The organism is Acinetobacter sp. TYF_19, assembly GCF_043105125.1.
GTDB classification, from domain to species: domain Bacteria; phylum Pseudomonadota; class Gammaproteobacteria; order Pseudomonadales; family Moraxellaceae; genus Acinetobacter; species Acinetobacter johnsonii.
On record NZ_JBICLH010000029.1, the window covers coordinates 1 to 22,929 of the forward strand.

Below are 22,929 nucleotides of genomic sequence, written 5' to 3' on the forward strand. Positions count from 1 at the left end.
ATGATGCCCTGTATGTAGAAGACCAAAGGATTGTAACCTCTGCTGGAACAGGTGCAGCATTAGACTGCTGCCTATATTTGGTACGAGAAATCTATAATGCACGAATTGCGAATAAAGTCTCTAGAGTAATGGTGATCCCGCCTCACCGTGAAGGTGGGCAAACTCAGTTTATTGAACAGCCAGTCGCAGAATCGAGCCAAGATGCACAAATTAATGTATTACTTGATTTTTTAAGAAAGAATTTAGCTTTACAACATAATATTGAAAGCCTCGCTGAACGGACACATATGACACGCAGGACGTTCACACGGCATTTTAAGAAAGCGACAGGCATGACCCTAGTCGATTGGCTGAATACTGAAAGAATCAGATTAAGTTGTGAACTTTTAGAAACGACAAACTTGTCTATCGAAAAGATAACCGAGCTTTCAGGTTTTAATAATACCGTGTCATTTAGAAAAAATTTTCGTGAAAAATATGGCACCAGCCCTCAGGCATGGAGAAAAGCTTTTGGGATCATTAATGAAAATAATCCACCCATTTAACATAATGGGCGTTATACGAAATGAAAAAACCTAGGCACTGGCCTAAGTCTGAAATTAAAAAATACATAAAAATTAAGGCTATAGTCTCAATTTTTTAACTTCGGTTATTTATGGGAGGATTACCGATTGATGCAACAGCTAGGTCTACATGGTGTTTGGTGTGGTAAGAATAAATATACTACCCAGAGCTGAGATGAACAAAAACGTGTACCTGACTTGGTGAAACGGAATTTTAGAGCAGATCATCCTAAATCACTTGTCGGTTGCTGACTTCGCATATATTCGAACCAATTCTGGTTGGGTTTATGCGGCAGTGAATTACTGCATTATATAACTTGTAGTTCTCCTTCTTTAGAATGATTCATGTTGATCATTTTCAATATCGTTGAAAATATTCACTATAAAACTATTCTTATTTTCTAATTCCTTTAACTCTTTAGATATAACATTCTCATATTTGTCGAAAAAACCTTGTAGATCTGGGTTTTTAGTAATGATATTTTCAATGAAAACTTTTTCGATTTTACGTCTTTCGAGTGCATTTTCCAAACTCTTTTGTTCCTCAATTAATGCTTCTTTGACTTTCTTTACTTTCTCAACATTTCGATAGGATTTTAAATAAGAAGATTCGCTGTATCTAAAAATATTACGGTTATCCTTGTCTCTCACTGTTAAAAGAAAATTGCATTTTACTAGTATATTTAAGCCTCTATAAATACTTTGCTTTTCAGAGAGTTCAATAAATTGTCTATCATTAAAAATAGCCTTTATAAAGTCATTCGCTCGCCATTCGATGATTTCATGATTCAGTAAAATGTGAAAAAAATCACTGTAAAAAGGTAGAGTATATTTTGACATGGATAAGCACAATTAAAGCAAAAGAGAGTTGATGACCTTAGTGTTGAACTGTATATAGAATCATAACTTTAACAATTGGTAGAGGATCAAAAATAGGCTCTTGAGATCAACGCAGATCTGGCAAGCTTGTTCAAAAGTTACCATCGGGCAATGTAATGTCGACTTCTTGATTTCACAATACTAAGGAATCCTTAGTAATAACTCAAGTTGAAACTAAGAAAATCTTAGTTTTAAGGTGGGTGCTTATGTTTAATGCCAACACATAATTTAAATGTTTTTGCCTTACGACTTCGTATAGCGCGAAAAGCAAAAAAACTTTCACAAGAGCGCTTGGGGATCTTGGCTGGAATTGATGAATCTTCTGCTAGTGCGCGTATGAATCAGTATGAACGTGGAAAACATGTTCCTGATTTTTTAATGGCTTCCAAAATTGCAGAAATTTTAGATTTACCAACAGCATATTTTTATGTAGAAAACGATTTATTGGCAGAAATAATACAAGTTAGTCATACTTTAAGTAATGAGCAGAAGTTAGAAGTTCTACGATTTATTAAAGACTTACAAAAGTTTTGAATCTTATATCTTTCTTCTTGAATAAGATGAGTATAGTTCATGATGCAACTTTGACTTCGGTCTGGCGGAGGCAAAATGCTAGCTCATCTTGCCTCCTTCCTATGATTTAATCTCTGTAATACTTTATTTTTAGATCTAAGTAATCAAAAAGCAGAATAATATTACGTTAATTTGTTAGCTAATTAGATAACTTCATATACTAAATATATTATATTAGCTATATAGCTAACATATTGTGGCCGAATTACTATGGCGAGTAGAGTAGAAATTGGAAAAAAAGTTCGTATAGAACGAAGAGACCTTGGCTATACACAGCAAAAACTATCCGAATTGATCCGAATCAATAAAACTACAATCTCTGAGATCGAGAATGGACGTTTTACGGGTTCATTTGACATATTTGAACGTGTACTTGATGCGGTTGGTTTGCAGTTTGATGTATCTCCAAAGCAACATTCCCTGCCCCATTGGGATGAGATTGAAAATATGTTTGCTGAGGAGGATGAATGAATTCTCAAACCAATCTTCCTGCAAAAATCACCAATATCATGGTGCGTGCCAATCAAACTGAATTAGGTGTCTTAACCTATGGTTCAGTTCACCATTATCAGCCATTACAAGAAAAACAGCATGTGTCACTTACCATGACCCGGAAACGTATGGATGGTTATTCTTCAGGCCCGCTCCATCCAATATTTGCGCAGAATATTCCTGAAGGGTTCAATCGTAGATTAATAGTTGAAAAGCTTTCAAGATATACCAAGGTCAATGACATGTACTTATTGGCACTGCAAGGTGATCAAGGCATCGGCATACTCTCATACAAAAGTGAGTTAAATTTTCCCGAGGTAGAATCTTTGAACTTAAGTGAAATTCTATCCTATCGTAGTAAAGAGCCCCTTTTCCCACAACTCTTAGAAAAATACTATCTCAGGACTTCATTGGCTGGGATGCAGCCCAAGGTAAGCATTCCGGATGCATATACTGTTCAATCGGATAACAAAGTTCAGCAAAGGGATTTGATTGTTAAGTCCTTTGATTCCGAATTTCCATTACTTACCGTCAATGAGTTTGTCTGTATGCAGGCTGCACGGCATTGTGGGCTTGAGCCACCAAAGACTTACTTGTCTGAAAATTTAGAAACCTATGTGGTAGAACGGTTTGATAAAACCAGTGATGGTACAAAACTAGGCTATGAAGACTTTACGACGCTCATGAAAAAATCAAATGATCCATGTGCAAAATATACAAGTAGCTATGAAACTCTTCTGAAAGCAACTTATCTATATACGGGTAGCGTAGCTGAAGTTGAAAAAATGTATAAATACATCGTATTCAACTGTTTAATCGGTAATGGCGACGCACATCTTAAAAACTTTGCTTTGCAATATTCCTCAGATATGAAGAACATTTTTGTTTCACCACCCTTTGATCTTACCCATACCCTGATCTATGAATCAATTGATAATCAGATGGCACTCAAACTGGCGGGTAGTAAAGCATTTCCAGACCTGTCACATCTCATCAAATTGGCTGAAAGTGACCAATTTAGAATCAGAAATCCCAAAGCAATTATAGAATTCTTGAGCGAAAATATATTGGACTATCTTCAAACCTCTAACGAGGTTCAACTCTTCGATGGCTTGCGGACATCTATTGAATGTTCAATTTCAAATATTATGGCGGCAAGCCATGTTGCCCAGAGTTACCACGATGACAAAAATCATGGTTAAGACATATCAATCCATTAACTGGGATATTATATGACTAATTACAAGCTGTTCAATGCACTAGTTTAGTTTTAGTATTGGTCAATTCGATTAATTTTCATTCTTATTCCCATAGCGACATGATCCGTATTGATGAAATCTGGCTCTCTACCCAGCCGATGGACATGCGTGCGAGTATGAATACGGCTATGGTTCAAGTGCTGATAGCCTTTGGCTATATAAAACCGCATTACGCCTACCTGTTCTGTAATAACGTGGTCATCATATGAACGTGTGGTGCATGATGGGCTAGGTATTTGGTTGTGTGACTGGCGATTGGAACAAGGGAAGTTCCATTGAGTGAAGATTTATCAATTTTAAGAGGTATTGTTGCACAAACCTATCTCTAAAGGCTTATTCCACAATATAATTTTCAAATGCATAAGCCTACACCTAAAATTTACCGTACAACCAATTAGTCTTCATACAACAGAGCTCTTATTAATCGCGAAAATTTTGCCATTTGGTTTGATCCCAAGATTCAGTGGTATGCACTAACCAATAGTAAACAAGGTCGAAATCAAACTTACTCTGATGCAGCTATCCAGTTTGCTTAATGGTTAAATCCTTATTTCGTCTGTCTTTACATATGGCCACTGGCTTTATTAAAAGTCTCATTAAACTGTGTGGTCTAGATCGGACAGCTCCAGATTGTTCCACTATTTGTAGAAGACAAAAGTAAATTGATATTGCATTTCGCTATCAAAAAAGCAGTAGTGGGCTTTATCTACTCGTTGACTCAACAGGTCTAAAGTTTTTAGATGAAGGAGAATGGAAACATAAGAAACACCAACCTGGATATCGTCGCCAGTGGCGTAAACTGCATATTGGTATAGATGCTAAAACCCTGCAAATAAAAAAAGTTCAGCTTACAACCAACAACGTGAGTGATTCGCAAGTCCTTGGATATTTACTTAATCAAATTCCGTTGGGTGAGCAAATAGATTCCGTCTATACAGACGGAGCATATGATATGAAACAATGCCGCCAGGTCATTGCGGAGCGGCCGCATGCATTGGTTCCACCTAGAAAAAGATGAAGATTTGGAAAGATAAAAAATTTCATTCTCAGGAGCGAAATGAATTACTTCGAATAATTAAAAGTCTAGGCAGAACATTATAGAAAAAATGATCAGGCTATCATCATCGGATCTTGGTGGAAACCAAGATGTATTGCAATAAATTAACAGCAATAAGTTTTCCTAGTCAGGTAAATATGATTCATGCACGTGTGGCAGTGTTAAATAGACTTAAGGAATTAGGTCGTCCACACACCCAAGTTGTCACTTAAATTTAGATAACTTGGGGAAAATTTAGCTTTTGAGTATATGTGCCACAAAGCCTATCAAAATTAAGACTTTAATGAGTGAAATTTATTCATTAAATTTGCTCTCTTTTCTACTATGTAATTTCATATGAAATTGACTGTTTTTATTTGACAACTAAATTTATGAAATTAGGAAAACTTCCCATATCGGTAAGGAACAAGAAGATGCAGAACGTGATGCGATGCTCAATGAAGCAGGTTACATTGTTCTGCGTTTTACAGAAATTCCAAGTATTCGCCAACTGCACAAACACATTGGGATTACGCCTGCAATGCGTGCTTGAATTATTTTGAGACTGCGCTGCTCGCTTCCTGCAGTGTTAATTGCTTTTCGGCAGCCAACTTTGCTTGAATACGCTGCTGTTGTTCTTCTTTAATACGCTGATATTCCGCTTGGTTTTTTGCATCGCTTTTTACCGCTAAAAAGGCAATCCCTAAAATAAGCAATGGAATCACAATACCAAGACTCGCTAAAAACATCACTTTGGGCGTTAGTTTTTTTGTTGATTTCGTCATAGCCAGCCTATTTCCAATATCTAGATTTTGATGGGCCAATACTATAACAAAAAAGAGCCTCAATCATGAGGCCCTGTCTTCAGTTTAAATGGTTAATTTTATGTCGGTGCTATACCTGTACAATGTTCATTGGTGCTGGCATCTTTTTGCGCATCAGTTAACACAATACCCGTACCCGCAGGCATGTAGGTCTGAATAAAGTCTACCGCCTCCTTATTTTGACATATGATTGCTTGCGTATGCGTCGCATTCGGTACAATAGTTAATTTATAACCATCAGCATATGCATTTTGTGGGAAGTATGTGGTCGCTTTTGCTTTCATATTTGCATATAACAGTTTCGTCACATCAGGCACTACCGCTTGATCATTGGTACCTTGAATAATAAATACAGGAGTTTTAATCACCTTCGCAGCAGTGGCATTGGTTGCTGGTTGATTATCCGCCAAGAATTTCTGAACCACTGGATCTGTTTTAATTTCATTTAAATCAACACCATACTGTGAAGTCCAGTGTGTTGGATCTGACAAGAACTCTACAACATCCGCTTTTAATTGTTCTTGTAAGCCATTTGCACTATTCGGTGCTGGATAACCTAAATATGCACCATCATCTCCTGTACGTCCATAAGCACTTTCCGCAATTTCAGCAGCCCCCGCTGTAAAGATATTCTTTAAATCATAATCAGGCTGATACGCTTTAATTCCCGAGCTTGTGAGTGCCGCATAAGCCAAGAGTTTTGCCATTGCAATACGGACTTGTTGCAACTTGTCATCTAAAATATTCAAACCATTTGCTTTAGGTTGGCCATTTACGTCAAGATTATATTGTGGATCGAGATAAATTTGAATAATTTGCCCTAAACTGGATGCAGGTGCACCAGCCACAGCTCCTTTATAAGTCGTATCTGTATTAGCAAACTCGGCTGTATCCAATGATGCATGCCCACCTTGTGATTGACCAATCGACATCCATGCCCCATTTAACTAGGTGCCATAATGCTCTTTTACGGCCTTAACGGCCGCAATTGCTGAGTTTACAGCACTAGATAAATTCAAATAAGGATGTACACCTGATGTACCTAGACCTTCATAATCTGGAGCAACAATGACATAGCCTGCAGCCAATAATGTATTCGCTAAAATTTTAAAGCGTGGATGAATCACATTTTTACTTGGCGCACAATCATCTCCGCCTCCGACTGTTCCATGCTCCCACACCACAACACGATAACCATCTTTAGGTCTAGCTACCTGTGGAAATAAAACCATTGCTGTTGCAGTCGCTGTCTTCCCCTGTACATTCGTCATGTTATAAGTCATGACTTTAATCGATGAACTATTCTCGACTGTATCTAAAGAATAATTTCCTTCCGACAGATAAGTGGGTTGTTGGTTTGAAGCGGGCGAATCATCATCGTCATTACAAGCAGTTAAAAACAGCATTGAAACGGCAACTGTAAGGGCTAATGCTATTTTCGAGCGTTTCATAAAATATCCTTTTATTCGTTGTTTTTTTAAGCATGAAACTACATGCCGTTTTATTAAGACATAAAAAAAGCGCCCTGTATAGGACGCTTTTCAACCAAACAATCACTTTAAATAATTAATTCTAAAAAGATTCCAGTAAAAATAATGAATCCCACCCAACGATTGTGACGGAATGCCCAAAAACAACGCTGTGGATCTCTGTCTTTGGTTTTGGACCATTGATAAATAAAATCAGCCACGACTACCAGCAATGCGATTAAACCCAATGGCATCAATAAATTTTCAAGGTAAAGTGCCGCACCGATCAAAACCACGCTCATCGCCTGTAAAAATGAAATAATTTGAATATCAAAACGACCAAACAAAATGGCTGTCGACTTCACCCCAATTTTTAAATCATATTCACGGTCGGTAATCGCATATTGAGTATCGTACGCCACTGTCCAAGCCAGATTGCCAAAATACAGCAACCAACAGGTTACATCTAATGGTTTGCCCATAGCCGTAAAGGACATCGGAATTCCCCACGAAAAGGCCATGCCTAAAACAACCTGAGGCAAATGGGTATAGCGCTTCATAAAAGGATATATAAATGCGAGAAAAAGCCCACCTAAAGCACAATAGAATGTTTCAATCGGTAGAAATAACAACATACAAGCACTGGCAAAGACTAAAGCTAGAAACACATAAATGGCTTCTTTAGCCGTGATAATCCCTGTTGCTAAAGGCCGCATTTTCGTGCGCTCTACATGCGCATCGACTTTACGATCAGCAAAATCATTAATTGCACACCCAGCCGCACGCATAAATATTGTGCCAAGTACCATCGGAATCAGAATACCAATTGGCGGTATTCCCTCTGCTGCAATCCATAGTGCCCACATGGTAGGCCAGAACACCAATTCTGTGCCAACAGGCTTATCAAAACGACATAAATAATAATAGGCTTCTAAACGTTCACGCCAAGTAATTTGATGCGCAGTTGTCATGACTGTCCTTCAGATGCTGAATTCTGCTTTTGCAAAAATTGCTCAAAACTCGCTAAAAAAGTTTCTTGAACAATAAACTTGCAGCCGTGCCAAGTATAACAGCTCTGTCTAGTCCAGCCATCTTCTAGCCAAATCACACGACGCTCACATGCTGGATTGGTGCGCTGAAACAAGAACCAACCAATCGGTTTTTTACCAATATGTTTAAAAAGCCGTGCGCGGCCTTGCAAACTTAAGATCGGGAAAATGCTTTTGGCTTTAACCCAAGGCTCTGCATCACTGCCATATAAAAAACTTTCTCGTACCCATGACGTATGCTGAAACGGCATGCCCATCCATTTTGCATCGATAAACTGAAGACGCTGAAAATGTTCTTTGGTCGGTTGAACCCTAAACGCCCCATCAGCCAAATCCGTCAGTTGCTGAGTAAGTGAACCTGAAGCATATAACCATGTTTTCAGTTCAGCTGGAATCTGCTGCATAAGCCTACCTGTACCATTGATTTACTGTGCGCTTAAACGCTTTTTGAGTTATGAAGAATGTCATTGATTCAATTCTAAGATCAATCTTTAGCAATTATCTGTTTTTGCAATGGTTTCAAATTTACCTTGCGGAGTTTTCACCAAAATAAAACCTTCAGCACTCAAATAAAAACTTTGAGGATAATCATAATCCAGTGCTAACTCTGGGCTTTTCAATGCAACAAATTCTGCCTGCTTGTAGCCTTCAGGGGTGCGACCAACTTCGATATAAGTCACCATCGAAAAATTTAGCTTAAAACCTTTGTCGTGATCTTTAGGGTCAATCCAAGGATAAAAACTGGTGTGCTTCTTACGCTGTGCCATTGCTCTCATCAATTTTTTTCAAGTTAAACAGATGATACAAAAAAACCCGCGACTAGCGCGGGTTTTTTACAGTGAAATTAAGTTCAGAATTACAAGCTGTAGTACATATCAAATTCAACTGGGTGAGTTGTCGTGTTCAAGCGACGCACTTCTTCAGTTTTAAGTTCAATATATGCATCAAGCATTTCTTTAGTGAATACACCACCTTTAAGAAGAAACTCGTGATCCGCTTGAAGCGCTTCAAGCGCCATATCTAGGCTGTGCGCAACTGTAGGGATTTTCGCTTCTTCTTCAGGAGGAAGGTCGTATAAGTTTTTGTCAGCTGCTTCACCTGGGTGAATCTTGTTTTGGATACCATCAAGACCCGCCATTAACAATGCTGCGAAACCTAAGTACGGGTTCATCATTGGATCTGGGAAGCGAGCTTCGATACGTTTGCCTTTAGGGCTAGAAACGTAAGGAATACGGATAGAAGCAGAACGGTTACGTGCTGAGTATGCCAACATAATCGGCGCTTCGAAGTGTGGAACTAAACGCTTGTACGAGTTTGTAGAAGGGTTCGTAATTGCGTTCAATGCACGAGCGTGTTTGATTACACCACCGATGAAGTAAAGCGCCATTTCTGAAAGACCAGCGTATTCATCACCAGCAAACAAGTTCTTGCCATCTTTAGAGATAGACATGTGAACGTGCATACCAGAACCATTATCACCAACCATTGGCTTAGGCATGAAAGTCGCAGTTTTAGCATATTGGTGTGCAACGTTCCAAACCGCATATTTGAACTGTTGTACTTCGTCAGCTTTACGAACCATTGTGTTGAAGCTTACACCAATTTCTAATTGGCAAGATGCAACTTCGTGGTGGTGTACTTCTACACGACCTGGGCCCATGATGTCTTCAATACGCGCACACATATCAGCACGCATGTCATGTGAAGAATCAACTGGAGGAACTGGGAAGTAACCACCTTTAACACGTGGACGGTGACCAGAGTTTCCGCCTTCGTAATCTTTGTTTGTTGACCAAGCAGCTTCTTCAGCAATCAATGTATGGCGCGCGCCAGACATATCAATTTCCCATTTTACTTCGTCAAATACGAAGAATTCTGGTTCTGGACCAAAGAATGCAGTATCACCAATACCTGTCGATTTTAGGTATTCTTCAGCACGGCGAGCAATCGAACGCGGGTCACGGTCATAACCTTGACCTGTTGATGGCTCAATAACGTCACAAGTAACAACTACTGTAGGCTCAGCGAAGAACGGGTCGATAAAACCAGTTGCAGCATCTGGACGTAAGATCATGTCAGATGCTTCAATGCCTTTCCAACCAGCAATAGAAGAACCATCAAACATTTTACCGTCTTCAAAAGTATCTTCGTCGATAGTATCTGCTGGGTAAGTTACGTGTTGTTCTTTACCCTTAGTATCCGTAAAACGGAAATCGACCCATTTTGCGCCACTTTCTTGGATGAGTTGTAGGACCTTGTTCGCCATGCTCATTTTGCTCCGATGAATTTTTGTTGCACTCTTTAGTGCGTGTTAGTAGTTGGTTGTTCTAAAGCAATTACCGTACCAACTTTAAAAAGCTTAGCTAAAATATTGAATTCATTATCAGAATAACAGTTTTAAGCTGTTTGCTTTGGCTCTATTATACTGAGCTAAAAAGTAAATGCACCATATTCAAGCACGCTTCTTCACATTTAATCTAAAAGATTTTGAGTGTGGATCATAATGGTGCATTTTTAAATATTACGGGTCGATTTACACCCGTTTTTTATAAATTAGAGCGCTGTTTAAGCTGTTATTTTCGCCTTGATTTGACTTCCACACCTCATATCACGGCGAGCGATATACCTTAAATCAAATATAAGCAGCGTAATTAACTGTTTTTATTTGATTTTTAAAAAATAAAAAACCTCTCCTTTCAAACTAAATATAAAGCCGACATCTCAGATGTGAGCAAGCAAAAAAAGATGCTCTGTTTTGGTGATATTTGGTGAGTTTTTGGCTCACAACATCAGAAGATATTCTTTTTATATTCATTGAATATGCATGCTTCATGACATTTACACATAGTCCACGAGGCTTCTCATTAGAATTTGAATCTGAGATATTCATAAACTCTATATCAGTTAGTAACAAAACCCATTGTAATTTTTAGACCCACAAAAAAATGTCGCGCCCTAGCTGTGTATTTTTTGCTATGATAATTTCGGTTTTGTGCCTCCATTCAAGTCATTGAATGAGAAAAATAATTTACTTATAGCTTTATAATGTAAACGCACGAATACCATAGGACTCTTCACGCACATTTATGTGCATAAATTTCAATAGGTTAAGCTCATGCTTTTAATGATCGACAACTATGACTCTTTTACATACAACATCGTCCAGTATTTTGGCGAGTTAAATCAAGAAGTAAAAGTAGTACGTAATGATGCCGTGACATTGGAAGATATTGAGCGATGGCAACCTAAGTATCTTGTGATTGGCCCTGGCCCATGCTCACCTTCGGAAGCAGGAATTTCCATTCCAGCCATTCAGCATTTTGCTGGAAAAATTCCATTATTAGGGGTGTGCTTAGGACATCAGGCCATTGGTCAGGCTTTTGGCGGCGAAATCATTCGTGCCAAAAAAGTGATGCATGGGCGTCTGTCTGACATGCACCACTCAAATAAAGGCATTTTTAGCAATCTCCCTTCTCCATTTTCAGCAACGCGTTATCACTCACTTGTGATTGATCAAGAAAGCTTGCCTGAATGCTTAGAAGTGACTTGCTGGACCAATGAAGCCGACGGCTCAATTGAAGAAATCATGGGTGTAAAGCATAAGACGCTTGCCGTTGAAGGCGTGCAATTTCACCCAGAATCAATCTTGAGTCAGCATGGCCATCAAATCTTTAAGAACTTTTTAGAAATTTACGCATAAATGAGTGCAGTGAAAAATGAATATGCAACAAGCTTTAAATAACATCACTAAAAACATTGAGTTGACGCAGCCGCAAATGGAAGACGTCATGCGCACCATCATGAATGGTGAAGCAACAGATGCCCAAATTGGTGCACTGATGATGGGTCTTCGCTTAAAAGGCGAAAGTATTGATGAAATTACCGCAGCGGCTCGTGTCATGCGCGAGTTTGCCATCAAAATTGATGTCAGTGATGTGCCTTATTTAGTCGACATCGTCGGTACAGGTGGTGACGGTCAAAACTTATTTAACGTCTCGACTGCATCTGCTTTTGTGATTGCAGCGGCAGGTGCGACCATTGCTAAACATGGTAACCGTGGTGTTTCAACCAAATCGGGTTCCTCGGACTTGTTAGAACAAGCAGGCATCCAACTTGACTTAAACATGCAACAAACTGAACGCTGTATTCGCGAAATGGGTGTCGGTTTCTTGTTTGCTCCAAATCATCACAAAGCGATGAAGTATGCGGTAGGCCCGCGTCGTGAATTAGGCATTCGCAGTATTTTCAATTTACTTGGCCCGCTTACGAATCCGGCTGGAGTAAAACGTCTAGTGATTGGGGTGTTTTCGACTGAATTATGCCGTCCTATTGCAGAAGTGATGAAACAACTGGGCGCAGAACATGTCATGGTGGTTCATTCTAAAGATGGTTTAGATGAAATTAGCCTTGCATCAAGCACCTATGTGGCTGAACTCAAAAATGGCGAAGTCACCGAATGGGAGATTCAACCTGAAGATGTTGGGATCGAATCGCAAACTTTAACGGGTTTAATCATTCAAGATTCTGCTGAAAGTTTAAGCCTAATTAAAGATGCCTTAGGTAAAAACAAATCTGATAAAGGCGAAAAAGCAGCCAATATGATTGCTTTAAATGCAGGTGCCGGTCTGTATGTCTCTGGACTTTGTACCAGTTATAAACAAGGCGTGGCTTTAGCACATGACATCATCTACGGCGGACAAGCTTTAGAAAAGATGAGCATCCTTGCTGAATTCAGCAAAACCCTTAAACAATACGACGCTTGATAGACAGGATTTTGTCATGGTAGATATCGCAAATACGATTTTAGGCAAAATTGTGGATCGCAAGCAGGAAGAGTTTGCTGCACGCCTCAAACAACGTAGCTATAAAGATGTGGAAGAATGGGCACTTGAGGCAACTCCTGTACGTGGTTTTGCAAAGTCTTTACTGAGCAAACAACCGGGTGTGATCGCTGAAATTAAGAAAGCATCACCATCTAAAGGCATCATTCGTGAAAACTTTGATCCTGCTGAAATCGCACAGCAATATGAAGCCGCGGGTGCTGCATGTTTATCGGTTTTAACCGATGTCGATTTTTTCCAAGGTGCCGATGAGAATATTCAAATTGCACGTTCTCACTGTGCACTACCTGCATTACGCAAAGACTTTCTGATTGATCCTTATGGGGTGATTGAAGCACGTGCTTTACATGCGGACTGTATTCTTCTGATTGTGGCATGCTTGTCCGATCAACAACTCGAAGAAATGTCTAAAACGGCTTTTGAACACAATTTAGATGTCTTGGTTGAAGTACATGATGAAGCAGAACTTGAACGTGCTTTGCGTCTATCTGAACGTTGCGTATTGGGTGTCAATAACCGCAACTTAAAAACCTTTGATGTGGACTTAAACACCTCGATTCGTTTGAAAAAACTGCTTGAACCATCTCGTCTACTGGTGACTGAAAGTGGAATTGCGACTCCTGCAGATGTGGAGATGATGCAAGAGCACGACATTCATGCTTTCTTGGTCGGTGAAAGTTTTATGAAACAGCCGCGTCCAGACCACGCCTTTACAGAGCTGTTTGGAACACCTCAAGTACTTTAATTACACAGTATTCAGGGTAAGGCATGCTCTTACCCTGAATACTGTGTGATATGTCCTTTCAAAAAGCCGTTGAAGATCTCGTTAAACAGTAACATATAAAAAATTATTCAATCTTAAATTACTCAATTAAACCCTGCTTCTTGGCTTCATTCACCGCTTCCATTCGAGAGCGGACCTGCAACTTGTTATAGATTTTACGCAGATGCCATTTCACCGTATTGATGGACAAAAAGATTGACTCGGATATTTCAGCATCAGTACAGCCACGGCTTAATTTTTCTAAAATTTGGACTTCACGTTTTGATAAAGCCTCAAGGCCAGAACTTCCGATCAAAGCTTCAGCACTGCTTTCAGCTTGATTGAGCTTTTGAAGTTGCTGGATATATTCTAGCAATACAACTGTATGCTTTTGCTTCTGTCGACTTAAATGCTGACTTAGCCCACTTAACATATCCCAAATTAAAGGGTCTTCATCTAGAATCACCCGCACTGCCTGAGTCGGCATGAGGGTTTCAAGCGCTTGTTGTAGAGCTTCAAAAGCCTGTTCATGTTGTTTCAACTGATACAGGGCCAGTGCAAACAGGATTTGAACACGCGCAAAACGTATCGGATAAATCCTAAAAAATGCTAACTGTTGGCTTAAATATTCTTTGGCTTGCTCGGCTTGCCCCATGAAAATTTGCTGACGCACCGCCATTAAATCATCGCCACGCAGCAAATGGGTGAAATTTAAATATGGCTGAAATGCTGCCTGTTCAGTATCAGCTAATGCAGAAAGCGGGCTTGCTTGTTGCGCATAGGCTTGTATGGTTTGTGCGAGGCGAGGTAACGACCATTGACTACTGCGGGTATGGGCTTGATGCAAACACACTTGTATAGCGGCTTGATCTTGATGCAACGCAGCTAAACGCAATTGTAAGATATAGCCCACCACCACCATATCCGGCATAGCCAAATGATCGCCGCCATTGAAATCCAATAATGCAGCTTCAGCTTGCGCCATTTGGTTCATTTCATAATACAGGTCTGCTTTAAAGCTGCTCAGAATATTCATAATGGCTGCTTTATTGTCATCATCTAAGCCTAATTTACGATATTCCTCGCTCTGCCCAACTTGTGCAAACTTTTCTGCTGCGAGAGTCAAATCTCCTAATAAATAATCACATAGGGCATCAATACAATCGACCATTGCCACACCATATAGGTTATGCCCTTGCAAATAGATAATACGCGTTTGTAGTAATAGCTTTCGTGCTTCACTCATTTGCCCCAAACAAATGTGATGTAAAGCCCCAATCCCAATCAGTAGAGCACGGGCAAAATAAACGGTACTTGGCAGTTGTGCTAAGTTTTGTTGCGCTAAGCGATAAGCCACATCTAACTTGTCTTCTAAAACAGCAATGAGAGGGGCTAAACCTAATTGGTCCTCATGTTGTAATAAGGTTTCATGTTGATCCACACTATGCCAGAGCTGTAAATAATGATTGGCTAGGGTCACTTGATGCGTCAGCACCAAGGTCCAAATAATGTCATAGAGCAAATTTGGATTTTGCAGCAAGACAGAATCAGGGATCTGTTTGACCAACTCCAACAACGTATAGTGTCGGCCTTCTAAGATCAGTTCACGACATACCGTGTTGAGCAATGATAAAATCAGCTGCTGATCTTCTGCCTGTTGGGCGTGATAAATCGCTTCCATCAGATAACGCTGTTGTTTGAACCATTCTGCCGCTTTACGATGCATTTGCTGATATGCATCGGGTTGTAAAAGCTTAAACTTCGATTGCAAAAAGTCTCGAAATAAATGATGCACGCGATACCACGTACGCTGTTCATCTATCGCTTGAATGAACAAGCCTTTTTGGCTAATGGCATCGAGAATCTGCTGTGCAGCAGGATTACCCGTTAAGGCAATGACCAAAACTGGATTAATTTTTCTCAGTACACTAATTTGCAATAAGAATTGCTGGATTTCAGGGTCTTGTTGTAAAAAAACCTGCTCACTGAGGTAATTCACAATCTGATGATGCGCACCAGTTAAATTTTGAATAAAAACATGAATATCTTGATGTTCTTTCAAATATAAATTGGTGAATTGAATGCCTGTAAACCAGCCTTCAGTTTTATCAATCAATTGTTCTGCAAGCTCTGTGCTTAAAGCAAGCTGGTCAAAGTTTTGTTGCTGTAAAAACTGAATAAGCGCACTGCTTTCTTGCTGTTTGATGCTCAACTGAGACTCTGTGACCCACTTTAAACGACCTAGTAGATATTCTTTCGCGAAACTCCAGTTGGGTTTGACTCTTGAAGCAATCACCAAATGACAATTTTCAGGCAAGGACTGGTACAACCACCAAAAGATATTTAAACATTCTGGGTTTGTTAATGCTTCAAACTCATCGATAAATAAAACTGTGTCAGCATCCTCTTCTGCAACTTTTTGCGTCAGATCAATGATGTGTTGTTTATGGATCTGTCCATAAGAGATCGAATGCGGCGGTTCTAAATCTAAAAGCGCCAAACGCAAGTATTGATAGAGTCGAATCGGATCATTGTCATCATCATCCAAAGTTAACCAACAGACTTTCTTTCCCTTTGCTAAAAGAGACTCTGAAAGTTGATGCATCAGCGTGGTTTTTCCATAACCTGCCGCGGCGTGAATAAAAACCAAAGAAGATTGACAATAGTCCACGATCTGACTTAACAGTTGGGGACGTTGCATTGCCCTGCCATTCAGCATGCTCGGACGACTGAGTTTAGTCTTCAACACTTGCATGTATATTCATCCAATCTTTTTATTCAATTACATTCGCAAATTTCACTTCCCTGAAATTTGCATTAATCAAAAAATCATGTTCAACCATGATTTTATGCTTATCCGAAGCTCCAAGCACCTATAAATTAGTGGGGGGCTGGCTATTACACAATGTGATATTGAATCAAAATCATGATTTCAAATATATATTTTAAACCATTCATTCGCGCAATTCTCAAACAATTCTAAATCCATTCTTTCGAGTGGTTTGTATTCACTCAAACATTGCTATGCTCGAAGTCATGGAAACATTAGATACCCCTACATGGTATCGCATTCTGAAATAGCGACATACAAGGAGTTTGTCATGAGCATTGCACAATCCGTTAAACATCAAGACCGTTTATTAACCATTAATGTTAGAGAAGGTGAAGTCAAAAACGCTTTACCAGGTGTACATGTATCACCTTGCTTTTTAGACCCTGATAATGGCGTCTGGGTTATTCATGCCCGTTTTGAACCAGGTACTATCCTTCCACGTCACTTCCATACCGGTGTTGTACATTTCTATACAACAGCAGGTTCATGGCATTATGTCGAATACCCTGAAGATGTTCAAACGGCTGGCAGCTATTTATTTGAACCAGCAGGTTCGATCCATACTTTAGCAACCCCAGAAGGTGCTGAAGGGTTCATGGTCATTAATGGCGCGAACGTCAACTTAAATGATGATGATTCACTGATGTTTATTATGGATGCAGGTTGGATCGAGCGCACCCTTCACGTCGTGGCTGAACATACAGGGCAAAAAATGCCGCGTTATATTAAACCGGGTTCGGATGTTGTATTTAGCGACAAATAAATTCCAAAAGGCTTTTGGCTTCGGCTAATAGCCTTTTTTATTAGAAAAATAGTCACCAAGGATGAATGAAATGTTTGGCAAAATGATGCACCAATCTTTATTGATTAGTAACTTAATCGAGCATGCAGCAAAGTACCACGCAGATACTTCTATTTTTTCATGTGAAGTAACTGGACAAATGACCACCACCAATTGGTTACAGGTCCAACAAAACAGCAAACGTTTAGCCAATGCTTTCACGTCATTTAATCTTAACCAAGGTGATCGTCTTGCAACGATCGCGTGGAACAACCACCGTCATTTAGAGTCTTGGTATGCTATTTCTTGGTAGTGGTTATGTTTGCCACACCATCAACCCTCGCTTATTCCCAGAACAACTGGTCTTCATTATTAACGATGCACAAGATAAAGCCATTTTCTTTGATAGCACTTTCTTACCATTAATCACTGCGATTCAAGGTCAAGTCCCAACCGTTGAGAAATTTATCTGTTATGGCGCACGTGACGAAAAAGTTGCCGCAGCTCTACCCGATGTAATGTTCTATGACGAATTAATTCAAGGTCAGTCGACTGAATTTGTTTGGCCACAGTTTAGCGAAGAAACGCCAAGTTCGCTTTGCTACACTTCTGGCACTACAGGCAATCCTAAAGGGGTGTTGTATAGCCACCGTTCAACATTATTACACAGCATGGCAACGTGTTTCCCTGACTCACTCAACTTGTCTGCATCAGATATCGTCATGCCTGTCGTACCCATGTTCCATGTAAATGCATGGGGTGTTCCTTACTCAGCAGCAATGGTAGGTTGTACTATTGTCCTTCCGGGGCCAAATCTGGATGGTGATAGCCTAGCCAGCTTAATTTATGACTATAAAGTAACCATCGCCTTAGGTGTGCCAACCATCTGGCAAGGTTTACTTGCTGCTGCAAAAAAACGCGGCACAACCTTAGACAGTATGAATCGCAATGTTGTGGGTGGCGCTGCATGCCCACCGTCGATTATTCGTGATTTCAAAAACAACTATGCTTGCGACACTATTCATGCATGGGGAATGTCTGAAACCAGCCCACTGGGAACAGCGAACCAACCGAAAGCAAAACATGCCACTTTGAGTGCTGAAGAGTTTGAAAAGTTACGCTTAACCCAAGGTCGTCCACCTTTTGGTGTTGAATTACGTATCGTTGATGAAAGCACCAATCAAGTCTTAGCCAACGATGGCCATACCCAAGGAAATCTACAAATCCGTGGGCCTTGGATTGTCGATCATTATTTCAATCAAGAAAAAAGTGCTACCACAGCAGATGGTTGGTTCGATACAGGCGATATTGCAACATTAAATGCAGACGGTTATATGACCATTTGCGACCGTGCCAAAGACTTAATCAAATCGGGCGGTGAATGGATTTCTTCGGTTGAACTTGAAAATATTGCCGTAGGCCACCCTGAAATTCACATGGCAGCTGCTATTGCAGCACGTCATCCGAAATGGGATGAGCGCCCAATTTTGATTGCCGTAAAACAGGAAAACTCAACACTGACTGAAGAAGAAGTGCTGGCTTACTTTGATAATAAGATTGCCCGCTGGCAGATTCCTGACGTGGTGATTTTTGTAGATGCACTGCCAATCAACGGTACAGGTAAAATTGTGAAAGTAGAACTCCGCAAACAATTTGGTCATGTTTTACTTCAAGACGAAGTCGTTTAAGGCTCATTCGAAACATTCAAAAGGATATTGTGATGAAAAAAAATATGAAAACAGCATGGGTTACAGGCGGCAGTAGCGGTATTGGTCTTGAACTGACTAAATACCTACTCAAAGACAACTTCCAAGTGTGTATTTTTGCCCATGCTGGCATTGAACAAGCAGTGATTGACTTGCAAAAGCGCTCACCTACTGTCTGTGGTTTTGAAGTGGACGTACAAAATGAAAGCAGCATCATTGCAAAATTTGCAGAAGCGGTGACTGCATTTGGTACGCCAGATTTGCTCATTAACTCAGCAGGCATTGCGATTGCAAAATCATTTGAAGACATGACGTCTGAAGAATATTTACGACAAATTAATATCAACCTGGTCGGTAGCCGTAATGTAGCCCATGCTGCATTACCGCATCTCAAGCAAGCGGTTCAACAAGGCAAATCACCAAAATTGGTTTTAGTTGCATCAGCAGCGGGCTTGGTCGGTTGCTATGGTTATACAGGTTACTGCTCATCTAAATTTGGCGTGGTCGGTTTGGCTGAAGTGCTACGTATGGAACTGCGCAGTCAGAAAATTAAAGTTGCCGTGGTTTGCCCGCCAGAAATTGAAACACCGATGGTATTTGACGAACGTAAAAATGGTTCACCAGTCACAGCGGCATTAAAACAACTTGGCGGCAGCCTCCCACTAGAGAAGGCCTGTCAGGAAATTTACAACGGCATTTTCTCATCCCAATTTATGATTATTCCAAGTACTCAAGCACGTATTCTTGCCAAACTTTCGCGTGTCTTGCCTGACCTTTATCGTAACCAAATCGATAAAAAACTAGATAAAATCATCCGTACTTTACGTGCAAGTTAAGGTACGACTGACTTAGCATGCCAAACCTGAACCCGAGTGGATCATTTTCTATCTAGGTAGCATGGTTGCTCGGGTTCAATCATTTGAGGTTCTTCCACAACTATCGTTCTCTTGAGCACTCCACAAAATACTATCAGTCATTTGCTATTCAATTTTTTGCCATTCTCTATAAATGCAATTCAGTTCAAATATAGGAAAAATCAGACTATAATTATCGCCTAATTCCTTATTTTGCGTATTTTTCTGACCCTATGAGCAAACATGATTCATCGCTTTCTAAAGAACAGTTTAATTTACTGAAAGACTTTAAAAAGCAAATCACTAATCCGCATTCGACTGCGATTAAACAGTCTGAGGCCCAAGCTCAAGTTGCTCCGCCCGAGCCAGAAGATGATTTCGCGTTGTTTCAAAAACAAATGCAAGGTGTCCAAAAAATGGAGACCGCGAACATTGCCAAAATAGAAAAAAATCCAAAGAAAAAAATCGATGCACAAACTTTAGCAAAACGTGCAGCGGCTGAAGGCCCAATGCATACCGATGCAACTGAGCTGTCTGATACTCAAGCCATGCTCAATCCTGTCGCGAGCCAAGCCGCGCTCAGTTATCGCATTGCTACGCTGCAACACAAAGTATTTGAAGATTTAAAAGCGGGTAACATTCGTTGGTTTGAAGCAGTCGACTTGCATGGTTGCACCGTTGAAGAAGCCCGTGTCGCAGTTTTACAAGTCATTCAAATGGCCAAAGATGAAAATCAAAATGTCATTAAAATTGTACACGGCAAAGGTCCGGAAGCCATTTTAAAAACCTATGTGAATGGTTGGCTGCGTCAACACCGCGATGTGCTGGCTTTTGTGAGTGCACCAGAGAAACAAGGTGGCACAGGTGCAGTTTTAGTGTTGCTAAAACGTGCTGAAAAGAACCCAAAGTTTAAACAGTAATCGGATTTTTGTCCAAAATAAGGCATTGGAATAGTTTTCTGCTACAATGCCGTCCTTGTTCAATATCAGTGTAAGTGAACACGTCTTATGTCTATGCAGCAATCCTACGCTAACATCTTAACTGCCGTTGGTGAAGACCTAACCCGTCCAGGTCTCCTCGATACGCCTATGCGTGCTGCTAAAGCTTTTTCGTATTTAACGTCTGGTTATAGCAAAAGCTTAGAAGAAGTGACCAATAATGCGGTGTTCCCATCAGACAACCGTGAAATGGTGCTGGTTAAAAATATCGAATTTTATTCACTCTGTGAACACCATTTATTGCCTTTCTATGGTCGCGTACATATTGCGTATTTACCTGAAGGTAATGTCCTTGGACTCTCTAAATTTGCACGCATTACCGAAATGTTTGCACGTCGTCTACAGATTCAAGAAAATCTGACGCAGCAGATTGCAGAAGCGGTTGCAGAAGTGACAGGTGCACGTGGCGTGGCAGTTATGATTGATTCTGCACATATGTGTATGATGATGCGCGGCGTAGGCAAGCAAGAATCGACTACACGTACCGTTTCCTTTATTGGTGACTTTAAAACCAATAAAGAAGAGCGTCGCGAGTTTTTAAGTGCAGTCCCTGAAAGCTATTAATTGAAACATTAAGCCTCAACCTCTGTTGGGGCTTTTTTTATGCATATATCATTGAACGATTCATTTTTTGTTTAGAGGAATACGCAATGTCAGCAATTTGGTTAGCAGGTCATGGTTTGACCCAAGGCGAACAGAGTATTGATTTTCCACGTCCAGACCGTTTGGTCCAAGGCAACCCACAGCGCAAGACCTATAGTCTATATGAACACCCACACATGGGCTGCGGGATTTGGCACTGTGAAGTTGGGTCATGGAATATTCAATTTGCCGACAATAAACAGGAATTTTTTCAAGTGATGGAAGGCTGCATCCGTATTCATGATGCTCACACTCAAAACTTCATTCAAGTCAAAGCAGGTCAGGCAGGAATTATTCCACCGAGTTTTATCGGTACATTTGAAGTGGTTGAAGCTGTTAAAAAATACTATGTGATTGTTGAGGTATAAAGTACCTGAACAACCGATTTGAAACGTCTTAGAACAGCTCGTATTTAAGTCTGAGATTTAAACACTCAGGACTTTTTCAGTCACATGAATACAGTTCCGCCCTTTATTTTTGGCCGCATAGAGTGCAGAATCGGCAGTGTCTAAAAAGCGTTGATAGTCAGGATGACCATTATAAACCGTACAACCAATACTGACGGTCAAACTAAAATTTTGCCCATGAGCGGTACGAATTGGGGTTTCCTGTATCCGCATGCGAATCGTTTCAGCGATTTGTAAAGCACGCGTGAGATCACTATCGACCAACAACAATAAGAACTCTTCGCCACCGACACGGAAGGCATAGTCACTGCCCTTCGCTACATCCAACAAGACTTCAGCAATAAAACGCAGTGCCAAATCCCCTGCTGTATGCCCATACTTATCATTAATACGTTTAAAATAATCCGCGTCGATTGCCAATAGGCTGAGTGTCGCATCATTTTTACGAGCAAAATTAATTTCACGCGACACAATCGTACTTAAATAACGACGGTTTAAAAGTTGAGTCAGTGAGTCATTGCCTGAGTCTATATATTCTGTCACTTGAAACAGTTGATCGACCAAATGCTGGATCTGTCGGTTCACGTCACGAATTTCTTGAATGCGTTCTACCTTCTGAGCCTGATCCTGACAGTCGAGCATGTCAAAATTGAGGGTATCGACCTGTTGAATCAGCCTGATAATGGTCTCCACCTGCTCTGCACCTGTAAACGCATACGCTGCTTTATGCACAAACCATAGACCAAATTCCGACTTAGACAAAGCAATGTGTTGCAACTGCGGATGCTCGGAGAAGACTTTGAACATCAACTCATTTTCCCAGTCGAGTAAAATACTGCGCTGCTTATCTTTTTGTACTGCGACATCTTGCATTGCAGAAAATAAACGATAGCTATGCTTAACTTCATGGCTCCGCTCAGTATTGGCTTCATAGGATCTGCAAATAATTTCTGTCGCAAA

General features: G+C 40.3%; 20 protein-coding genes and 5 pseudogenes. 16 read left to right on the forward strand and 9 right to left on the reverse strand.

The genetic code is table 11. The annotated features are described in order from the left end of the window. Both ACF8FD_RS03095 and ACF8FD_RS03100 read left to right on the forward strand, forming a co-directional pair. Positions 1-545: GlxA family transcriptional regulator (locus ACF8FD_RS03095; RefSeq protein WP_392453141.1), on the forward strand; the 545-nt coding region annotated here is incomplete at its 5' end. A gap of 123 nt (positions 546-668) precedes the next feature. Continuing rightward, positions 669-858: pseudogene (locus ACF8FD_RS03100) on the forward strand (IS3 family transposase); the annotation flags it as partial. A gap of 38 nt (positions 859-896) precedes the next feature. Here the strand turns inward: ACF8FD_RS03100 and ACF8FD_RS03105 are convergent. Further along, positions 897-1,403: a hypothetical protein gene (locus tag ACF8FD_RS03105; RefSeq protein WP_004695718.1), complete on the reverse strand. Its 507-nt coding sequence runs from the start codon at positions 1,401-1,403 to the stop codon at positions 897-899. 252 nt (positions 1,404-1,655) lie between these two features. Between ACF8FD_RS03105 and ACF8FD_RS03110 the strand changes: the two genes are divergently transcribed. The 5 genes and pseudogenes from ACF8FD_RS03110 to ACF8FD_RS03130 form a co-directional block, all read left to right on the forward strand. Continuing rightward, positions 1,656-1,976, forward strand: coding sequence for a helix-turn-helix domain-containing protein (locus ACF8FD_RS03110; RefSeq protein WP_004695717.1), 321 nt, complete (start codon positions 1,656-1,658; stop codon positions 1,974-1,976). 249 nt (positions 1,977-2,225) lie between these two features. Then, the gene (locus tag ACF8FD_RS03115) at positions 2,226-2,486 is read left to right on the forward strand and encodes a helix-turn-helix domain-containing protein (protein ID WP_004695714.1); all 261 of its coding nucleotides are present in this window, start codon (positions 2,226-2,228) and stop codon (positions 2,484-2,486) included. Further along, complete coding sequence (locus tag ACF8FD_RS03120; protein WP_180015576.1) at positions 2,483-3,709, forward strand: type II toxin-antitoxin system HipA family toxin; 1,227 nt, start codon at positions 2,483-2,485, stop codon at positions 3,707-3,709. Before ACF8FD_RS03115 ends, ACF8FD_RS03120 begins: the two co-directional genes overlap by 4 nt. A 413-nt stretch (positions 3,710-4,122) precedes the next feature. Beyond that, positions 4,123-5,035 (forward strand): annotated as a pseudogene (locus tag ACF8FD_RS03125) (IS5 family transposase). A gap of 155 nt (positions 5,036-5,190) precedes the next feature. Then, a pseudogene (locus tag ACF8FD_RS03130) lies at positions 5,191-5,355 on the forward strand (DUF559 domain-containing protein); the annotation flags it as partial. Position 5,356: 1 nt separating this feature from the next. Here the strand turns inward: ACF8FD_RS03130 and ACF8FD_RS03135 are convergent. The 6 genes and pseudogenes from ACF8FD_RS03135 to glnA all read right to left on the reverse strand — a co-directional run bounded on the left by ACF8FD_RS03135 (position 5,357) and on the right by glnA (position 10,416). After that, positions 5,357-5,587 (reverse strand): hypothetical protein, encoded by a 231-nt coding sequence (locus tag ACF8FD_RS03135; protein ID WP_234304663.1) that lies wholly within the window; start codon positions 5,585-5,587, stop codon positions 5,357-5,359. Positions 5,588-5,685: 98 nt separating this feature from the next. Beyond that, positions 5,686-7,077 (reverse strand): annotated as a pseudogene (locus tag ACF8FD_RS03140) (alpha/beta hydrolase). A 107-nt stretch (positions 7,078-7,184) separates the two neighbouring features. Then, positions 7,185-8,066, reverse strand: a complete 882-nt coding sequence (gene ubiA / locus ACF8FD_RS03145) for a 4-hydroxybenzoate octaprenyltransferase (RefSeq protein WP_234304662.1) — start codon at positions 8,064-8,066, stop codon at positions 7,185-7,187. Beyond that, the gene (locus ACF8FD_RS03150) at positions 8,063-8,548 is read right to left on the reverse strand and encodes a chorismate lyase (RefSeq protein WP_010327240.1); all 486 of its coding nucleotides are present in this window, start codon (positions 8,546-8,548) and stop codon (positions 8,063-8,065) included. Before ACF8FD_RS03150 ends, ubiA begins: the two co-directional genes overlap by 4 nt. Before the next feature lie 87 nt (positions 8,549-8,635). Beyond that, positions 8,636-8,911 (reverse strand): hypothetical protein, encoded by a 276-nt coding sequence (locus ACF8FD_RS03155; RefSeq protein ID WP_004982609.1) that lies wholly within the window; start codon positions 8,909-8,911, stop codon positions 8,636-8,638. Positions 8,912-9,000: 89 nt separating this feature from the next. Then, positions 9,001-10,416, reverse strand: a complete 1,416-nt coding sequence (gene glnA / locus ACF8FD_RS03160; RefSeq protein ID WP_005400480.1) for a type I glutamate--ammonia ligase — start codon at positions 10,414-10,416, stop codon at positions 9,001-9,003. 843 nt (positions 10,417-11,259) lie between these two features. Here glnA and ACF8FD_RS03165 point away from each other — a divergent pair. The 3 genes from ACF8FD_RS03165 to trpC are packed head-to-tail and all read left to right on the forward strand — an operon-like array spanning position 11,260 to position 13,730. Then, a complete protein-coding gene (locus tag ACF8FD_RS03165; RefSeq protein ID WP_005400479.1) occupies positions 11,260-11,844 on the forward strand; it encodes an aminodeoxychorismate/anthranilate synthase component II in 585 nt (194 codons plus the stop codon). Between the two features lie 16 nt (positions 11,845-11,860). Beyond that, on the forward strand, positions 11,861-12,907 hold the full coding sequence (trpD, locus tag ACF8FD_RS03170) for an anthranilate phosphoribosyltransferase (RefSeq protein WP_005400478.1): 1,047 nt from the start codon (positions 11,861-11,863) through the stop codon (positions 12,905-12,907). Positions 12,908-12,923: 16 nt separating this feature from the next. After that, positions 12,924-13,730: an indole-3-glycerol phosphate synthase TrpC gene (gene trpC, locus ACF8FD_RS03175; protein WP_234304660.1), complete on the forward strand. Its 807-nt coding sequence runs from the start codon at positions 12,924-12,926 to the stop codon at positions 13,728-13,730. 118 nt (positions 13,731-13,848) lie between these two features. Here the strand turns inward: trpC and ACF8FD_RS03180 are convergent, their stop codons facing one another. Then, complete coding sequence (locus ACF8FD_RS03180; RefSeq protein ID WP_234304659.1) at positions 13,849-16,503, reverse strand: LuxR C-terminal-related transcriptional regulator; 2,655 nt, start codon at positions 16,501-16,503, stop codon at positions 13,849-13,851. 346 nt (positions 16,504-16,849) lie between these two features. Between ACF8FD_RS03180 and ACF8FD_RS03185 the strand changes: the two genes are divergently transcribed. The 6 genes and pseudogenes from ACF8FD_RS03185 to ACF8FD_RS03210 all read left to right on the forward strand — a co-directional run bounded on the left by ACF8FD_RS03185 (position 16,850) and on the right by ACF8FD_RS03210 (position 21,930). Next, entirely contained in the window at positions 16,850-17,344 is a 495-nt protein-coding gene (locus ACF8FD_RS03185; protein ID WP_234304658.1) for a 2,4'-dihydroxyacetophenone dioxygenase family protein, read from the forward strand. A gap of 70 nt (positions 17,345-17,414) precedes the next feature. Next, positions 17,415-19,050, forward strand: a pseudogene (locus tag ACF8FD_RS03190) (long-chain fatty acid--CoA ligase). A gap of 32 nt (positions 19,051-19,082) precedes the next feature. Further along, the gene (locus ACF8FD_RS03195; RefSeq protein ID WP_228199301.1) at positions 19,083-19,904 is read left to right on the forward strand and encodes an SDR family NAD(P)-dependent oxidoreductase; all 822 of its coding nucleotides are present in this window, start codon (positions 19,083-19,085) and stop codon (positions 19,902-19,904) included. Between the two features lie 251 nt (positions 19,905-20,155). Beyond that, a complete protein-coding gene (locus tag ACF8FD_RS03200; protein WP_004695682.1) occupies positions 20,156-20,842 on the forward strand; it encodes a Smr/MutS family protein in 687 nt (228 codons plus the stop codon). A 93-nt stretch (positions 20,843-20,935) separates the two neighbouring features. After that, a complete protein-coding gene (gene folE, locus ACF8FD_RS03205; RefSeq protein ID WP_171054237.1) occupies positions 20,936-21,484 on the forward strand; it encodes a GTP cyclohydrolase I FolE in 549 nt (182 codons plus the stop codon). A gap of 86 nt (positions 21,485-21,570) precedes the next feature. Continuing rightward, the gene (locus ACF8FD_RS03210) at positions 21,571-21,930 is read left to right on the forward strand and encodes a cupin domain-containing protein (protein WP_242759418.1); all 360 of its coding nucleotides are present in this window, start codon (positions 21,571-21,573) and stop codon (positions 21,928-21,930) included. Positions 21,931-21,987: 57 nt separating this feature from the next. Here the strand turns inward: ACF8FD_RS03210 and ACF8FD_RS03215 are convergent. Then, positions 21,988-22,929, reverse strand: a 942-nt coding sequence (locus tag ACF8FD_RS03215; protein ID WP_392453147.1) for a GGDEF domain-containing protein, incomplete at its 5' end; no start/stop codon positions are given.

Bases quoted from the DNA above. Each gene is read 5' to 3' on its own strand.
- glnA (WP_005400480.1), bottom strand. From the start codon at position 10,416: ATGAGCATGGCGAACAAGGTCCTACAACTCATCCAAGAAAGTGGCGCA.
- ACF8FD_RS03155 (WP_004982609.1), bottom strand. From the start codon at position 8,911: ATGGCACAGCGTAAGAAGCACACCAGTTTTTATCCTTGGATTGACCCT.
- trpC (WP_234304660.1), top strand. From the start codon at position 12,924: ATGGTAGATATCGCAAATACGATTTTAGGCAAAATTGTGGATCGCAAG.
- trpD (WP_005400478.1), top strand. From the start codon at position 11,861: ATGAATATGCAACAAGCTTTAAATAACATCACTAAAAACATTGAGTTG.
- ACF8FD_RS03135 (WP_234304663.1), bottom strand. From the start codon at position 5,587: ATGACGAAATCAACAAAAAAACTAACGCCCAAAGTGATGTTTTTAGCG.
- folE (WP_171054237.1), top strand. From the start codon at position 20,936: ATGCAGCAATCCTACGCTAACATCTTAACTGCCGTTGGTGAAGACCTA.
- ACF8FD_RS03200 (WP_004695682.1), top strand. From the start codon at position 20,156: ATGAGCAAACATGATTCATCGCTTTCTAAAGAACAGTTTAATTTACTG.
- ACF8FD_RS03110 (WP_004695717.1), top strand. From the start codon at position 1,656: ATGCCAACACATAATTTAAATGTTTTTGCCTTACGACTTCGTATAGCG.
- ubiA (WP_234304662.1), bottom strand. From the start codon at position 8,066: ATGACAACTGCGCATCAAATTACTTGGCGTGAACGTTTAGAAGCCTAT.
- ACF8FD_RS03115 (WP_004695714.1), top strand. From the start codon at position 2,226: ATGGCGAGTAGAGTAGAAATTGGAAAAAAAGTTCGTATAGAACGAAGA.
- ACF8FD_RS03185 (WP_234304658.1), top strand. From the start codon at position 16,850: ATGAGCATTGCACAATCCGTTAAACATCAAGACCGTTTATTAACCATT.
- ACF8FD_RS03210 (WP_242759418.1), top strand. From the start codon at position 21,571: ATGTCAGCAATTTGGTTAGCAGGTCATGGTTTGACCCAAGGCGAACAG.
- ACF8FD_RS03180 (WP_234304659.1), bottom strand. From the start codon at position 16,503: ATGCAAGTGTTGAAGACTAAACTCAGTCGTCCGAGCATGCTGAATGGC.
- ACF8FD_RS03120 (WP_180015576.1), top strand. From the start codon at position 2,483: ATGAATTCTCAAACCAATCTTCCTGCAAAAATCACCAATATCATGGTG.
- ACF8FD_RS03105 (WP_004695718.1), bottom strand. From the start codon at position 1,403: ATGTCAAAATATACTCTACCTTTTTACAGTGATTTTTTTCACATTTTA.
- ACF8FD_RS03165 (WP_005400479.1), top strand. From the start codon at position 11,260: ATGCTTTTAATGATCGACAACTATGACTCTTTTACATACAACATCGTC.
- ACF8FD_RS03195 (WP_228199301.1), top strand. From the start codon at position 19,083: ATGAAAAAAAATATGAAAACAGCATGGGTTACAGGCGGCAGTAGCGGT.
- ACF8FD_RS03150 (WP_010327240.1), bottom strand. From the start codon at position 8,548: ATGCAGCAGATTCCAGCTGAACTGAAAACATGGTTATATGCTTCAGGT.